Source organism: Nocardiopsis sp. SBT366, assembly GCF_001083815.1.
Taxonomy (GTDB): Bacteria; Actinomycetota; Actinomycetes; order Streptosporangiales; family Streptosporangiaceae; genus Nocardiopsis; species Nocardiopsis prasina.
Map to the genome: position 1 here is coordinate 48,912 of NZ_LAVM01000016.1, position 14,765 is coordinate 63,676.

A 14,765-nucleotide genomic window follows, 5' to 3' on the forward strand; every position below is an offset into this window, starting at 1 on the left:
AGCGTGACGTCAGACATCTCGATCCGCCGCGAGGATGGCGTCGTCATCGTGACACCCGTGGGGGAGATGGACGCCGTCACCTCACCCGCCCTCGCGGAGGCCCTCGACGAGGTGCTGTCCGCGCCCCTGCCCGTCGGAGTGGTGGTCGACCTCGCCAAGGTGGGCTTCTGCGACTCCCGCTGCATCGGGGTGCTGGTCTCGGCCTTCCGCCAGGCCCGCGACCTCGGACTGGGCCTCGTCGTCACCGAACCGCAGCCGCAGGTGAACCGCCTCTTCGTGATAGCGGGCATCGACCAGGTCATCCCGATCGACGCGAGCACGGACAACGCCGTGGACACGCTCAAGGCGTGAGCTCGACCCCCCGGCCGCACCCCGCCCGGGCACCGACCGAACCGCCCTCATGGTCGACACGTGTCTGATCGACGAAGTGCAGCCGGGTCAGCGACCCCTCACCGCTGCCGCAGATCTCCAGGAAGTCACAGGTCTGCCGGGTGATCCACAGCCCGTAACCGCGTGATCGGAGGGTGTCGGCCGGGCGGTAGCCCGCCAGCGGATCAGTGAGGTCGCCGTGTTCGTCGAGCACATCGCACACCCACCGGTCCCGCGCACGCCACAGGTGGACGCTGCCCTTGCCCGCGCCGTGTTCGAGCACGTTCGCCGCGAGTTCGTTCACCGCCACGACCATGCTGTCCACCCGCGCCCGGGGCAGGCCGACCGCGCCCGCCAGCGCCGCCAGCTCCTCGCGCAGACGGGGGAGCGACTGCCCGATCTCCAGCCGGTGCACCGGCCCCCTCACGGCGAGCGGCTCCGGCGCCAGGGGGCGGCGGCCGAAGGTCTCGGTCCCCAGGTAGGCGGGGTTGGGTCGCGGACCCGCCTCGTCCACCAGCGTCGGGTGGGTGGCGCGGATCGCGGCGCGCACGCCCGGCCCCAGGGGGCGCTCGTCGTGCACGCACAGCATGCGCATGCGCATCGGCGCCAACGCTGTGCTCAACACCGACTCCAGCCGGTGCCACTCGCGCAGCTCCATCGTCGGCCCGTCCGCCAGTGACGCCAGGGGAGGCTCGGCCACCACGCTCACCGGCCCCGGCCCGTGGAGGAGGGCCAGCCGGTGCAGGGCGGCCAGAGTGCGCCCAGGGGCCTCGTAGAGGTCGTCCCTCCCGATGACGTTCACCCTGTCACGCTCGTGCCGGTCCAGCTCGTTCAGGAGCGGTCCGGGGTCGGCGACGGAGAGCACGACGTGGGCGTCGGCGCGGACGGAGGACCGCAGCCGCTCCAACGCCACATCGTGGAACCGTCTCTCACGGCGGAACAGGAGTCCCTGGTGTTCGAACGTCATCGGTGTGGGCGGACCGTTCAGTTGGCGGAGCCGGACAGGAGGAGGTCCGCCTCATCCTCCTCGATCTCGTCGCGCGCGGCCAGATGCGGACGCGAACGTTCGTAGGCGAGCTCGGTCTCGATGGCGATGCGCTGCCACGTGAACCGGGAGCGGGCCCGGTCCACGGCGGCGATCCCGTAGGCGGTGCTCATCGTCGGGGTACCCAGGACGGCGCGAACCGAACGGGCCACCTCGTCGGGGCGGCCGAAACGCATCAGGACGCCGCTGGTGCGGTGCAGGACCGCGCCGGGGACAGCGCCGGTGGCGGTGGCCACCACGGGCAGCCCGCAGGCCATGGCTTCCAGGACCGCGCCGCCGTAGGGGTCATAGGAAGCCGCGGAGACGAAGACGTCGGCCGAACGCAGCAGACGCGGGAGCTCCTTGCGCTCCACCGGACCGGTCAGGTGCACGCGGTCGTCCACGCCCAGCTCCTTGGAGAGCAGCTCGATGCTCCGGGCGTTCTCGTCCAGGGCCACGTCCCGGTCCTCGGCCGTGGACACCAGCACCAGCTCGGCCTCGGGCAGGCGCACCATCGCCTCCACGAGGCGCCGGGCGCCGCCCGCCTCGGTCAGGGGGGTCACGGAGACCAGCCGGGCGCGCTCCTCGCGGCGGGCGTGCCACGGCTCGGCCGAGGCGCTGCCCTCCACGCTGAAGTGGTCCGGGTCCACGCCGAACGGCACGACGCTCACGTGGTGGCGCGGCACGCGCAGGCGGGCCAGCTCCCCCTGCTGGTCGGTGGAGTTGACCAGGACGTGGTCGGCGCGGGAGGCGAGGATCGTCTCCATGCGGGCGCGGTCGGGCCGCTCGGGCAGACCGGAGCGCTGCTCGCTGGCGTTGAGCGAGTGGAAGGTCTGGACGATCGGGGTCCCGCTCTGGTCCTTCTCGCTGTGTGCCTGGGCGTGCAGGGCGGCCAGACCGCTGGTCCAGCCGATGGCGTGCAGGACGTCGGGCACGTCCTCGTCCAGGACGGCGGCGAGCGCGGTCCCGAAGGCCCCGGTGTGCTCGGCGTGCTCCTCCTCGGCGAGCGGGCGGGCGGGCCCGGCGTCCAGGTAGGCGACGGAGACGCCGCGCGCCATGCGGGTGCGGCCGTCGGGCTGGGCGGGGTCGCTGCGGCGGACGTAGACGGTCACCCGGTGCCCGCGCTTGGCGAGCTGGCGGGACAGGGCACACACGTGCAGGCTCGCGGGGCAGGCCGGCTCGCCCCGGTGGGCGGGGAGGGGATTGGCGTGTTCGGCGACCATGGCGATCTTCACTGGGCTTCGGACTCCTTGGACACCGCCGTGGTGTCCGTCGTGGATGGGCCCGGCGGGACTCCGGAGCGGGGAGTCGGAATCCTGCCGGGCGGGGCTTGCGCGGTGGTCCCGCACCGGCGGCCGCGGTGGCGCCGGGCCGCTCGGGCACGGGAGCGGGGGACCAGGGGGAGCGGGGCGGACGGGTTCAGGAAGACGCGCGTCCGGGACCGGGGTCCGGTGGAGGGGGATGGCGGGCAGCGCTGAGGACCGCGCGCACGCGGTGCGCACGGACGGTGGAGACCGGAGAGGAGAGAGGAAGGGAAGGACGCATGAGACCACACCAAACGACCGTCGAAAGGGAGTTCGAGCCACCGGGGCACCCGAGGAAGTCAGGGCACCGCACAGGGCGGTCGTGTGTGTCTGCGTCTTAGACACCCAACGGGACCATTCTGCCAGACCCTCAGGGAACCGACAACGTGGCATCGATCCCCTTCAGGGCGCCGCGGGAGCGGGCGCACCCCTGTCCGGCGCCTCCGGGCCGTTGTCGCGCGGGGCCTCTGGTCTGCGGGTTGTCCGAACCTGGCGGTGGGCCCTGTCGGGCGGTCCCCGGCACCGCTACTGTCGGACCCGAACCGAACGACGGCACCACACACGTCCCAGGATCAACCGCGACCACACTTTTGGCGGCGAAAACCGGTGCGGGAACTGCATATCCGGGTGTTTTCCGCCATGATGTACGCGGATTTTGACCGACTCCGGCGGTGGCTCGGTACGGTTACTGAATCCAGACGATGTACGGGACTCGACCAAGGCCCGGCGCCAGGCGCCGGGCAACCGGCCACGGCCGATGAAACGGGAGGAAGGGCGTATGGGTGTCGCTGGTGGGGAAGTCATTGTCACGGCCCTCACGCACCGGGGCGCTATTCGCCCCGCCAACGAGGACTCCGTGGTCATGGGTGCTCTCACCGTCGCCAGCGCGAACATGACCTCCCCGGTCCGCTGCGTGCTGCCGGTGAGCGAACCGGTCATCCTCGCGGTCGCGGACGGGATCGGCGGCCAGGCCGCCGGTGAGATCGCCTCCGAACACGCGGTGCACCGCATGGCCGAGATGGGGCCGCGCCTGAACGGCGCCGAGGAGATCGCCCAGCTCCTCACCAACATCGACGAGGAGATCAAGGACCACGCGCTCCAGCACACCGAGTTCTCCGGCATGGGGACCACGGTCGCGGGCGTGCTGCTCAACAGTGACGGCAACTTCTGGTTCAACGTGGGCGACTCCCGCACCTACCGCCTCGAGGGCCGTCACCTGCGCCAGCTCTCCGAGGACGACTCCCCGGCCCTGCCCCCCTCCGAGGACGGCCGCCCCGTCACCACCAACTTCATCACCCAGTCCCTGGGCGGCAGCTCCGGCGGCTCGATGGTCCCCCACGTGGGACGCGACGACGCCGCCGACCCCAGCGCCTGGCTCATGTGCAGCGACGGCCTGTCGGACCTGGTGCTGCCCGAGGAGATGGAACGGATGATCGCGGAGGCCGGCAGCGACGAGGCCGCCGTACACGCCCTCTGGCAGGCCGCCATGGAAGCCGGCGGCAAGGACAACATCAGCATCCTGCTGGCCCGCAGAAGGTAGCCGGCGCTCGAACACGGAAGGGGCCCGCACGCGTCGGCGTGCGGGTCCCCATGTCGTGGGTGCTACTTCTGGGAGCCCTCTCCGGAGCCGGGGCGGTTGCGCGAACGCACCACCACGAGCACGACCGCGCCGATCGCGGCGACGGCCACGACGACACCGGCCAGGATCATCAGCGGGGAGGTCCCGCCCTCCTCGGCGGCGGTCTCCTCGGCCACGGGGGCCTCGCTCGTGGTCTCCTCAGGTGTCTCCTCCTCGGCGCCCGCGGGGTCCTCCTCGGGCTCCTCGGGGGCGGCGGCCGCGACGGCCTCCTCGGACAGCGTGAAGCTCAGGGTGTCCTGGATGGGGTGGCCGTCCGAGGACACCACCCGGTACGAGATGCCGTACTCGCCCTCCTCGGTGGGCGGCGTGAGCGCGACGGACACGTCGGTGCCGTCGAAGGTCAGCTCGCCCTCCTGGATCTCCTCGCCCCCGGGGCTGGTCACGACGATGGCGCTGCCGCTGCCACCGGACATCGGGGCGTTGTTGAAGGTCAGCGTGACCTCCTCGGGGACGGTGTCCAGGGTGACGCCGTCCTCCGGGTCGGAGGCGATCAGCACGTCGTGGGCGAAGGCGGGGGCGGGGGCCAGCAGCAGCGCGGCGGCGAAGGGGGCGACCAGGGCCGCGGTACGGATTCTTCTCATGATCTTCTCTCAGGCCGTTCGGGTGCGGTTCGCGCCCGGCGGGCACGGGTCGGGGACCGGTGCTCGTCGGGGCTCTTCGGGGGACCGCCTCGACCGCCGGAGCCCTGGGGCTACGGGGCCGTGCGGAACGCGGGCGAACCGGGAGGCCCGCGGGGACCGTGTGTCGACGGCTCTGGGGAAGGCGGCGCGAGGGCCGGGGGCGCGACGGGCGCGACCCCGGACTCCGCGGGCGTGAGGTCGGGCAGGCGCGGCGGCCGAGGGAGGGCCCGGGAGACGGCGGCGGTGAGGAACCAGAGCGCGGACTCGCCATGGGACAGCAGCGCGGAGGCGAGCAGGGCCGCCCACAGGTGGGCGAACAGCATCCCCGGCGCGAGGCCCAGGGCGGCGGAGCCGTGCCCGGCGTGCTCGACCTGGACGGTCCCGGGTCCCGACAGCTGGAGGATCAGGTGCAGGGCGACCTGTGCGAGGGCCATCACGGCGAAGATGTCGCCGAAGCCCCGCATGATCCTGGTGAACCGCCAGAGGAGACCGAACAGGAACGCCGTGGCCAGGAGGAACCCCCAGGCCCCGGCGGGGGTGTCGGCCCCGACGTTGTGGCCCACCCAGGCAATGCCCGTGCACGCACCGGCGAGGAGCGCCGTGCGTGTGAGGCGGAGCGTGCCGTGAGCGGGTCGCACGATAGTGAACCTAGGCCGTGCCACAGGGGCCCGCAAGACCTCCGGACGTGAGAACGCGCTCGAACGTCTCGGAGTGGGGCCTCGGTGGCGGAGATGAGCCGCCGGACGCGAACCCTCGCGTCCGGCGGCGCCACCTCGCCAGGACGTGTTCGGCGGACGCACGCGGCGTCCGCCGAAAACGACCTAACCCGCCGGAACCAGCTCGCGGCGCATGTAGCGACGCTGCTCGGGGGTGGTGCCACCCCAGACTCCGTGAGCCTCCCCGGCGCGCAGGGCCCACCGCAGACATTCCGGGCGAACAGTACAGCTGCGGCAGACGTCCAGGGCCCGCTCCGTGTCGGTGCGGCCGATCCCGGTGCTGCTCACCGGGAAGAAGATCTCGGGGTCGTACGAGCGGCAGTTCCCCTGCTCGACCCAGTCCTCGCTGTCGTGGTACAGGCGGTTCACGGACGCCTCCGATCCCTGGTCAGTGGTCCTCGCCGTGTTCCCACGGCGGGGGCGACGAAGTTCGAGTCCGCACTGCCGTCCCGGGGGTGCCGGTCCCGCATGGGCTGCGGCGAAGCGGTGCGACTAATCGTAGTACTACATGAGGTCGTACTACACAGAGTCTGATGGAAAGTCGGAGATTCATCAAGGACGTACGACGGTGGTCCCGGTCTCCACTGGTCGGTCGGGGGCGAGCCGAAGGGCGGTTCGCGGGGGTTCGTCCGGCGTCTTGAACCGAAGGAAATTCCTGCGTACAAGTGGTTCCCACGGGTGTCACGCGTAACGTGTGACGTGGGTGGTGAGTCACCCAGGGCGATATGTCGCGAGCTTTCCACCGAATTGATGTGACTTAACGCACGCTTAATATTCGTCGTGGAGGCTCTATGTTTGACCCTGACGGTTGCCGACCACCCGCCCGCGAGTCACCTCTCACCTCGCGCGACGCCGGTCCGCCCTGGGGGCTGAAGCCCCTGATAGACAGGGCGTGGACGGGCGGTCCGGCCGCTACCCAGCGTCACCTGGGAGCCCCGCCCAAGGCGGAATCAAGCTGCTAAATAAACAAGCCCTACCCATTGGTAATCCTCCCAAACATCTGCGCGGAATCTCGCCGAAACTCCTTTGACCTTCTTTCGCTAAGTTCGATCGACGTGCCACATCAACGAACGAACCTCCAAGCACGCGACCGAATCGAAGGTGGGGCTGTGAGCTCCGAGACCACGGAGGCCGCGGGCCGTGAGGACGTGCGCCTCTCGCACCCCTCCCCGGAGGACGGGCCGCACATGTGGCGGTTGGCCGGCGACACGGGGATGGACGTGAACTCCCCGTACGCCTACACGCTCTGGTGCCGGGACTTCGCCACGACCAGCGTCGTGGCACGGGACGCCGACGGCCGGATGGCGGCCTACGTCACCGGCTACGTCCGTCCCGACAGCCCGGACACGTACTTCCTCTGGCAGGTGGCCGTCGGCTCCGAGTACCGGGGTCAGCGGCTGGCCCGCCGGATGCTCGACTTCATCGGCGAACGCCTCGCCGGACAGGGCCTGCGCTACCTCGAAGCGACCGTCACCCCCGACAACGAGGCCTCAAGGGCGCTCTTCTCCTCGTTCGCGCGGAGCCTGGGCGCGGAGGCCGTGTGGAGCCCGCTCTTCGGTGCGGAGCACTTCCCGAAGGACGGCGAAGGGCCCCACGACCCCGAGGACCTCGTGCGCATCGGGCCCATCGGCGCGCACTCCGACACCGACGACTAACCGACCGTCCCGGATCGAACGCGATCCCCACCCGCCCCTCGTCCCAAGCCCTGAGCCCACGAAGTTGGGGAAAGGAACCAAGGAACATCACGATGGAGACCTTCCAGCGCCTCGAGTCCGAAGTCCGCGGATACTGCCGGAACTGGCCTGTCGTCTTCGACAAGGCGGTCGGCAGCCACGTCCACGACGAGACCGGCCGCCCGTACCTGGACTTCTTCGCCGGGGCCGGATCGCTCAACTACGGGCACAACCACCCCGAGTTGAAGACCTCGCTCATCGAGTACCTGACCGACGACAAGATCGTCCACAGCCTCGACGCCTACAGCGTGGCCAAACGCGAGTTCCTGAAGACCTTCGAGGACGTCATCCTCAAACCCCGGAACCTGGACTACAAGGTCCAGTTCCCCGGCCCGGCGGGAAACAACGCGGTCGAGGCCGCGCTCAAGCTGGCCCGTAAGTACACCGGTCGCCAGACCATCATCAACTTCACCAACGGCTTCCACGGCATGACCCTGGGCGCCCTGGCCGTCACCGGCAACTCCATGAAGCGCGGCGGTGCCGGTGTGCCGCTCGACCACGTGGCCACCATGCCGTTCGACAACTACCTCGACGGGAAGACCCCGGACTTCCTGTGGCTGCGCACCCTCCTGGAGGACAGCGGCAGCGGTCTGGACGCCCCGGCGGCCGTGATCGTCGAGGCCATCCAGGGCGAGGGCGGCATCAACGTGGCCAGTGCCCCCTGGCTGCGCGGCCTGTCCGAGCTCTGCCAGGAGTACGGCATCCTGCTGATCCTGGACGACATCCAGATGGGCTGCGGCCGTACCGGCGAGTTCTTCAGCTTCGAAGAGGCCGGCATCACCCCGGACATCGTCACCCTGTCCAAGTCCATCAGCGGCTACGGCCTCCCGATGGCGCTCACGCTGTTCAAGCGCGAGCTGGACGTCTGGGAGCCGGGCGAGCACAACGGCACCTTCCGCGGCTTCAACCCGGCCATGGTCACCGGTACCGAGGCGCTGCGCCGCTTCTGGTCCGACGACACCTTCGCCCAGGCCACCCTGGCCAAGGGCGAACTGGTCGCGGGGCGCCTCGCCGAGATGGCGGAGGAGCACTCCGACTTCGGCGCGCACGTGCGCGGCCGCGGCCTGGCCCGTGGTCTGGCCTTCGACGCCGAGGGCGGCATCGCCAAGAAGGTCGCCGCCGGGTGCTTCGACCGCGGTCTGCTCCTGGAGACCTCCGGTCCCGAGGACGAGGTCGCCAAGCTGCTCCCGCCGCTCACCACGACGGAGGAGGAGCTGACCACCGGCCTGGACATCATGGCCGACGCCGTCCGCGAGGCCGTCAAGGTTCCCCAGACCGCCTAGTACGCGACACGCCGGTGCGGTTTCGGACCGGCGTGCCCATCGAATCCGGCGCGGGGCCGACCAGTACCTCTACCCGGGGTGACGGTCGGCCCCGTACCGTGTACCACCAGCGCACACAGCGCGCATCAGAGCGTGAAGGAGACACAAGTGATCGTTCGCAGTATGGACGAGGTCAACGACACCGACGCTGACATCAAGACCGAGAACTGGCGGAGTCGTCGGATCGTCCTGGCGAAGGAGAAGGTCGGCTTCTCCTTCCACGAGACCGTTCTTTACGCGGGCACCGAGTCGACGTTCTGGTACGCCAACCACATCGAGCTCGTGCACTGCATCGAGGGCGAGGCCGAGCTGACCAACGAGGAGACCGGGGAGAAGCACATCATCACCCCGGGCACCCTCTACCTGCTCAACGGCCACGAGAAGCACACGGTCCGCCCGAAGACCGACTTCCGCGTGCTGTGCGTCTTCAACCCGCCGGTCACCGGCCGTGAGGTCCACGACGAGAACGGCGTCTACCCGCTGGTCGTCGAGGAGGACGTCAACGCCTAGGCGTAGAGCCAACGCGGGGCGGGGTCCGGTGGTCCGGACCCCGCTTTCGTGTTTTCGGGGGTAGGAATCCCTCGGTAACGGGCATAAGAACCCATAGTCACGAACCACAGGTGGCCAGCTCGGAGGGAGTACGTCGTCGGGTCACCCGACGAACAGCGACTCATAACCAGTGCATAACGGACCAATCGGGTTCAGTTACTGCACCTCGGGCTCGGGGAGGGAGACCCCGTACCAGCGCCGTCGTCCCGAGCACCCGGGCAACGGTCACGACCGCGGCCACCGAGCCGCGGACCCCGCCCACTTGAGGCGATTCAGCATCCGAACGCGTGAGGCCCTCGCCCCGTCCTTCGGGCGAAGGCTCCGCACCCGCGAGTTTTCGAGGAGCAGTCGTGAAGAATCAGGTACCAGCGCGTCGGCGGGGAACCTGGGGACGTCGAGACGCGTTCCGCCTGGCCGGAGCTGGCGTCGCGGTGGCCGCCCTGGCTCCGTCGCTCGCGTCGTGCTCCAGGGTCAGCAGCGGTGCGTCCCTGGCCGACCTGCGTGAGCAGGGGTTCGTCCGGGTCGGCCTCGCCAACGAGATCCCCTTCGGGTTCGTCGACGGGTCCGGGGAGGCCGCGGGGCAGTCGCCCGCCGTCGCCAAGGCCGTCTTCGAGGAACTGGGGATCCCGGAGATCGTCGCCACCTCCACCAGCTGGGACGGCCTGATCCCGGGCCTCCAGAACGACCAGTTCGACGTCCTCGCCGCCGGTGTGTTCATCACGCCGGACCGGTGTCAGGAGGTCGCCTTCAGCGAGCCGACCGCCACCGCACCCGAGGCCTTCATGGTCGCCCAGGGCAACCCCAAGGCCATCCAGCACTTCGAGGACATCGCCGCCGACCCTGACATCAGGCTGGCCGTGCTGAACGCCTCCGTGGAACAGAACTACGCCGAGTTCTTCGGCGTCCCCGAGGGCCAGATGGAACTCATCCCGGACCAGACGACCGGCTTCGAGATGCTGGAGAACGGCCGTGTCGACGCCATCTCCATGCTGAAGGTCTCGCACGAGTACCTGCTGATGGAGCGCGGCGGCGACTTCGAGGTCACCGAACCGTTCTACCCGGTCATGGACGGCAAGGAGGAGAAGGGCTGGGGCGGCCTCTGCCTGCGCCAGGGTGACGACGAGATGCTCGACGAGGTGAACCGGGTCATCGCCGAGTTCACCGAGAGCGGCCGCCTCCTCGAGCTCGGCGAGGAGTGGGGATTCACTGAGGACGACCTGCCCGACGGCACGAGCACCGCCGAGCTCTGCGAGGGCTGATCCAGCGTGGAGTTCCTGCAAGCACAGCTACCCCGCTACCTCGACGGTGCCTGGATCACACTCCAGCTCACCTTCGGGGGGGCCGTCCTGGCCTTCGTCTTAGCCATGGTCTTCGGGATCATGGGCACCGTACGGTCCTGGCTCCTACGCGCGATCACCACTGTCTACGTGGAGGTCTTCCGGGGGATCGCCGCTCTCGTGGTGATGTTCTGGTTCGTCTTCGCGGTCCCGGACATGACCGGTTTCGAGCTGGAGCCGATGTTCGCCGCGATCCTCGCGCTCGGCCTGAACGTCGGTGCCTACGGCGCCGAGGTCGTGCGGGCCGCGCTCAACGCGGTGCCCAGGGCCCAGGTCGAGGCCACCGTCGCGCTGAACCTCTCCTGGTTCCAGCGCATGCGCCTGGTTGTCGTGCCACAGGCGTGGGCGCAGATGCTGCCCACGTTCGGCAACCTGATCATCGAGCTGATGAAGGCGACCGCCGTGGTGTACATGGTCGGCATCCTCGACCTCACCGCCGTCGCCCGTGAGGTGCGCAGCGGTACGGGCGAGACGTTGGCCGCGTTCGCGATCGCGTTCGTCATCTACTACCTGATCGCGCAGGTGCTGATCTTCGGTATGCGACTGCTCGAGCGCCGCGCCAACCAGAAGCTGGGCCGTACCCCGCCGACCGGCGGCGGGATCATGAGCCTGCTCCGGCCCCCGTCGGTCGGTACCCAGGTGGGGGTGGCCAAGTAATGAACAACGATTCCACGCCCATGATCTGGGACTTCGCCTTCACCTTCGAGGTCATACCGAGCCTGCTCCAGGGCCTGCTGGTGACGATCCAGCTCACGCTGATCGGCTACAGCATCGCCCTGACCCTGGGCCTGTTGATCGCGGTCGTGCGACGGGTCCCGTACGTCGGTTCCATCGTGCACTTCGTCATGGAGTTCATCCGGACCACACCGCTGATCATCCAGCTGGTGTTCGTCTTCTTCCTGCTGCCGGCAAGCTACGCACTGCCGGTGGTCGGCCCGGTCCCCATCACCGCGTTCACCGTCGGTGTGGTGGTCCTCGGCGTCCACTACGCGGCCTACACCGCCGAGGTGTACCGCTCGGGTATCGAGGGCGTGGCCAAGGGCCAGTGGGAGGCGGCCCGGGCCCTGAGCCTGCCGACCACACGGACCTGGGGAGCGGTCGTGCTTCCCCAGGCGATCCGCAAGGTCATCCCCGCTCTGGGCAACTACCTGATCTCCATGTTCAAGGACACGCCGCTGCTCTTCGCCATCGGTGTGGCGGAGCTGCTGACCAGGGCCCAGCGGGTCGGCAGCGAGAGTTTCCGGATGATGGAGGCCATCACCCTGGTCGGGCTCCTCTTCCTCCTGGTGAGCATCCCGTCCGCGATTGTGATTCGACGACTGGAGAAGCGATATGCCGCCGTCTGATACCCCTGAGAACACGACGGCACCGGGTGTCGGGGACGGCGTCGCCGACGGCCCGCTGATCGTGTTCGACCAGGTGGTGAAGCGCTTCGGCGACCTCACCGTCCTGGACCACCTCGACTTCGACGTGGCCGCCGGCGAGCGCGTCACCCTGATCGGGCCGAGCGGTTCCGGCAAGACCACCATCCTGCGCCTGCTCATGACGCTGGAGAAGGTCACCGAGGGCCGCATCAACATCGGCGGAGAGCCGTTCAGCCACATGCCGAAGGGCAGTGGCCTGGCCCCGGCCAGCGAGAGCTACCTGCGGCGCCGCCGCAAGAGCATCGGCATGGTGTTCCAGCAGTTCAACCTGTTCCCGAACATGACGGTGCGCAGGAACATCATGGAGGCGCCGGTCAACGTCCTCGGACTGTCCAAGGACGAGGCCAGCGCCCGGGCCGAGGAACTGCTGGACCTGGTGGGCCTGGGCGACAAGATCGACGCCCACCCGACCCAGCTGTCCGGCGGTCAGCAGCAGCGCGTGGCGATCGCCCGCGCCCTGGCGATGCGCCCGGAGATCCTCCTGCTGGACGAGGTCACCTCGGCCCTGGACCCGGAGCTGGTGGCGGGCGTGCTGGACGTGCTGCGGGAGGTGGCCGAGACCACCGACATCACGATGCTGTGCGTGACCCACGAGATGGGCTTCGCGCGGGACGTGTCCCACCGGGTCATGATGTTCGACGAGGGCCGCATCGCCGAGGAGGGCCACCCGGACCAGATCTTCGGGGACCCCCAGGAGGAGCGGACCAAGACCTTCCTGAAGTCGGTCCTGGAGAACGGGCACTAGATCCGGAGACGGGGCCCGCCCGGGCGTCGCGGCACACGACCGCGACGGTCCGGGCGGGCCCCGCCCCGTGTCAGCTCCTGTTCGGCCTACTCGGCGACCAGGACGAAGAAGAGGAACCCGAGGAACCGGGTGCGCCCGCGGAGCCGCTCGGGCAGCAGGTGCCGGGGGGTGTCCGGCGCGAAGGGCGGTTCGTCGATGTCCGCGACGCGGAAACCGGCCCCGGTGAAGTCCCGGACCATCGCGTGCAGCGGGCGGTGCCAGACGCGCAGGACCGCCCTCCGGCCCTGGAACTCCCACTCCACCGGCCAGGGGGAGACCTCGAAGTAGTCGGTGTCCGGCTTCAGCAGCGCGTGGGCGGCCGGATGGTCCACGGAGACCAGGAGACGGCCGCCGGGCCTCAGGACCCGGCGCAGCTCCCGGAGCGGTCCCTCCCACTCCCTGAGGTAGTGCAACGACAGCGAGGAGACGACGTCGTCGAACCCGCCGTCGGGGAACGGGAGCGGTTTCGCCAGGTCGAGCACGCGCAGGTCGGCGTCGTCGCCGAGGCGCTTCCTGGCCAGCCCGACCATCTCCGTGCTGGAGTCGAAGCCGGTCACCTCGGCGCCCCGGTTCCGCAGTTCCAGGGAGAGGGGGCCGGAGCCGCAACCCGCGTCCAGGATGCGGCGGCCGCCGACGTCACCGGCGAGGTTCAGCATGGCGGGGCGCTCGTAGTGAGCGTTCATGAGGTTGGCGTCGTTGTCGGCCGAGTACGCCTCGGCGAAGTCGTCGTAGTCGCTGGTGGTCACGTTGGCCTCGACTCCTGTTCGGGGGGTGGTCGGGTCCGACGGTAAGCGGTCAGGAGCCCCTTGGGGGCGCCGTCCTCCGTCTGGGTGCCACCTGGCCGGATTCCGGTCGTGGGTGACGCTCTCCGGGCGTGTCGGGGCCCTGGTGACAACGGGGTAACGACATACCGTAGTCATTAAGTCGCTTTTAGTTTTCCCTGGTGCAGAATGTGTGTTCTGAGACAGGGGGGACACTTGTGACCATGGTGCGAAGATGGGGGCTCGCCTGGGCCGTCGCCCTCGCCGCCGTCCTGATCATCGGGCCGGCGCTCATCCGGCCGGGGATGCGGGACGACGTCCTCGGTGAGTCGTCCGTGCTGTACCTGGTCTCCTGGATGCCGATGTTGATCGGCATCGTCATGGCCTGGGGACTCGTCCGGGCGTTCGGGCGACGGGACGAGCTGGACCGACGGATCGCCACCGCCATGGACGGCCACCCCGTCCTGCGCGAACTCGGCTGGATGGTGCTCCTGCTCGTCGGGTTCGTCCTCTCGATGGTCGTGCTGTCGTGGATCTTCACCGTCTACGGGGAGGAGACCGGCGTCTCCCCGGACCTCGCGATGTCCGTGGCGCTGGTCTCGCGCCTGCTGTTCCTGTTCGCCATCCCCCTGCTGATCCTGGACCGCTCGGGGCTGACCGTCGACGGCAAGGGCACCGCCATGCCCTCGATCGCCCTGAAGGTGGGGGAGCTCTGGCGCTGGCTCGGGGTGGTGCCCGTGTTCGTCACGGTGGTCCTGATGGGCTTCCTGATCACGCCGCACATCGGGCTCCCCGAGCCCTCACTCACGCTGTACGCCATGCTGGTCGCCTTCATGGTGATCGCCACCTGTGAGGAGATCTTCTTCCGGGGCATGATGCAGACCCGGCTGGAACTGCTCCTGGGGCGCTGGGGCGGCATCGTGCTGACCTCGGTGGTGTTCGCGATGACCTACGCGTTCATCCAGCCCTACGACGCCGTCTCCCAGCTGCCCGGCATCGACTTCGTGCACGACACCGGCATGGCCCTGCTCACCTACGGCGCCGCGGGCCTGTTCTACGGCTACCTGTGGGCCTGCTTCCGCAACACCTGGATCAACGTCCTCATGCGTGTGGCCATGTTCCTGCTCATCCTGCCGCCCGACCTCCAGATCGGCATCAGCCGGTAGCTCCGCCGCCCGCGAGT

Annotated in this window: 16 protein-coding genes; 10 read left to right on the forward strand and 6 right to left on the reverse strand. The window is 69.4% G+C overall.

Annotated elements, in window-relative coordinates:
* Positions 1–3: 3 nt before the first annotated feature.
* On the forward strand, positions 4–351 hold the full coding sequence (locus ADX84_RS07090; protein WP_049569326.1) for an STAS domain-containing protein: 348 nt from the start codon (positions 4–6) through the stop codon (positions 349–351).
* Here ADX84_RS07090 and ADX84_RS07095 read toward each other — a convergent pair.
* Both ADX84_RS07095 and ADX84_RS07100 read right to left on the reverse strand, forming a co-directional pair.
* A complete protein-coding gene (locus tag ADX84_RS07095) occupies positions 341–1,336 on the reverse strand; it encodes an anti-sigma factor RsbA family regulatory protein (protein ID WP_049569329.1) in 996 nt (331 codons plus the stop codon). The genes ADX84_RS07090 and ADX84_RS07095 overlap by 11 nt on opposite strands.
* Before the next feature lie 17 nt (positions 1,337–1,353).
* Positions 1,354–2,628, reverse strand: coding sequence for a glycosyltransferase (locus ADX84_RS07100; RefSeq protein WP_049569332.1), 1,275 nt, complete (start codon positions 2,626–2,628; stop codon positions 1,354–1,356).
* Between the two features lie 847 nt (positions 2,629–3,475).
* On the opposite strand from ADX84_RS07100, the gene ADX84_RS07105 reads away from it, so the two are divergent.
* A complete protein-coding gene (locus ADX84_RS07105; RefSeq protein WP_049569333.1) occupies positions 3,476–4,237 on the forward strand; it encodes a PP2C family serine/threonine-protein phosphatase in 762 nt (253 codons plus the stop codon).
* Positions 4,238–4,299: 62 nt separating this feature from the next.
* On the opposite strand, the gene ADX84_RS07110 is transcribed toward ADX84_RS07105, so the two are convergent.
* The 3 genes from ADX84_RS07110 to ADX84_RS07120 form a co-directional block, all read right to left on the reverse strand.
* A complete protein-coding gene (locus ADX84_RS07110) occupies positions 4,300–4,917 on the reverse strand; it encodes a copper resistance CopC family protein (protein WP_049569341.1) in 618 nt (205 codons plus the stop codon).
* A gap of 110 nt (positions 4,918–5,027) precedes the next feature.
* Positions 5,028–5,594, reverse strand: a complete 567-nt coding sequence (locus tag ADX84_RS07115) for a hypothetical protein (RefSeq protein WP_049569344.1) — start codon at positions 5,592–5,594, stop codon at positions 5,028–5,030.
* A gap of 183 nt (positions 5,595–5,777) precedes the next feature.
* Positions 5,778–6,041, reverse strand: a complete 264-nt coding sequence (locus tag ADX84_RS07120) for a WhiB family transcriptional regulator (protein ID WP_049569348.1) — start codon at positions 6,039–6,041, stop codon at positions 5,778–5,780.
* A gap of 779 nt (positions 6,042–6,820) precedes the next feature.
* Between ADX84_RS07120 and ectA the strand changes: the two genes are divergently transcribed.
* The 7 genes from ectA (at position 6,821) to ehuA (ending at position 12,782) form a co-directional block, all read left to right on the forward strand.
* The gene (gene ectA / locus ADX84_RS07125; protein WP_255352558.1) at positions 6,821–7,327 is read left to right on the forward strand and encodes a diaminobutyrate acetyltransferase; all 507 of its coding nucleotides are present in this window, start codon (positions 6,821–6,823) and stop codon (positions 7,325–7,327) included.
* A 92-nt stretch (positions 7,328–7,419) separates the two neighbouring features.
* Entirely contained in the window at positions 7,420–8,688 is a 1,269-nt protein-coding gene (gene ectB / locus ADX84_RS07130) for a diaminobutyrate--2-oxoglutarate transaminase (protein WP_049569350.1), read from the forward strand.
* Between the two features lie 147 nt (positions 8,689–8,835).
* On the forward strand, positions 8,836–9,237 hold the full coding sequence (locus ADX84_RS07135; RefSeq protein ID WP_026129663.1) for an ectoine synthase: 402 nt from the start codon (positions 8,836–8,838) through the stop codon (positions 9,235–9,237).
* A 449-nt stretch (positions 9,238–9,686) separates the two neighbouring features.
* Positions 9,687–10,535 carry an ectoine/hydroxyectoine ABC transporter substrate-binding protein EhuB gene (gene ehuB / locus ADX84_RS07140; RefSeq protein WP_369801061.1) on the forward strand — a complete coding sequence of 283 codons (849 nt, stop codon included), beginning with the start codon at positions 9,687–9,689 and terminating at the stop codon, positions 10,533–10,535.
* Positions 10,536–10,541: 6 nt separating this feature from the next.
* A complete protein-coding gene (gene ehuC / locus ADX84_RS07145; protein WP_049569355.1) occupies positions 10,542–11,270 on the forward strand; it encodes an ectoine/hydroxyectoine ABC transporter permease subunit EhuC in 729 nt (242 codons plus the stop codon).
* Positions 11,271–11,290: 20 nt separating this feature from the next.
* Positions 11,291–11,959 carry an ectoine/hydroxyectoine ABC transporter permease subunit EhuD gene (gene ehuD / locus ADX84_RS07150; protein ID WP_049569424.1) on the forward strand — a complete coding sequence of 223 codons (669 nt, stop codon included), beginning with the start codon at positions 11,291–11,293 and terminating at the stop codon, positions 11,957–11,959.
* Positions 11,946–12,782 (forward strand): ectoine/hydroxyectoine ABC transporter ATP-binding protein EhuA, encoded by an 837-nt coding sequence (ehuA, locus tag ADX84_RS07155; protein ID WP_017546873.1) that lies wholly within the window; start codon positions 11,946–11,948, stop codon positions 12,780–12,782. The genes ehuD and ehuA overlap by 14 nt, the downstream gene beginning before the upstream one ends.
* An 86-nt stretch (positions 12,783–12,868) precedes the next feature.
* Here ehuA and ADX84_RS07160 read toward each other — a convergent pair whose 3' ends face one another.
* Entirely contained in the window at positions 12,869–13,567 is a 699-nt protein-coding gene (locus ADX84_RS07160) for a class I SAM-dependent methyltransferase (protein WP_049569357.1), read from the reverse strand.
* Positions 13,568–13,806: 239 nt separating this feature from the next.
* On the opposite strand from ADX84_RS07160, the gene ADX84_RS07165 reads away from it, so the two are divergent.
* On the forward strand, positions 13,807–14,748 hold the full coding sequence (locus ADX84_RS07165) for a CPBP family intramembrane glutamic endopeptidase (protein WP_247665942.1): 942 nt from the start codon (positions 13,807–13,809) through the stop codon (positions 14,746–14,748).
* Positions 14,749–14,765 lie beyond the last annotated feature (17 nt).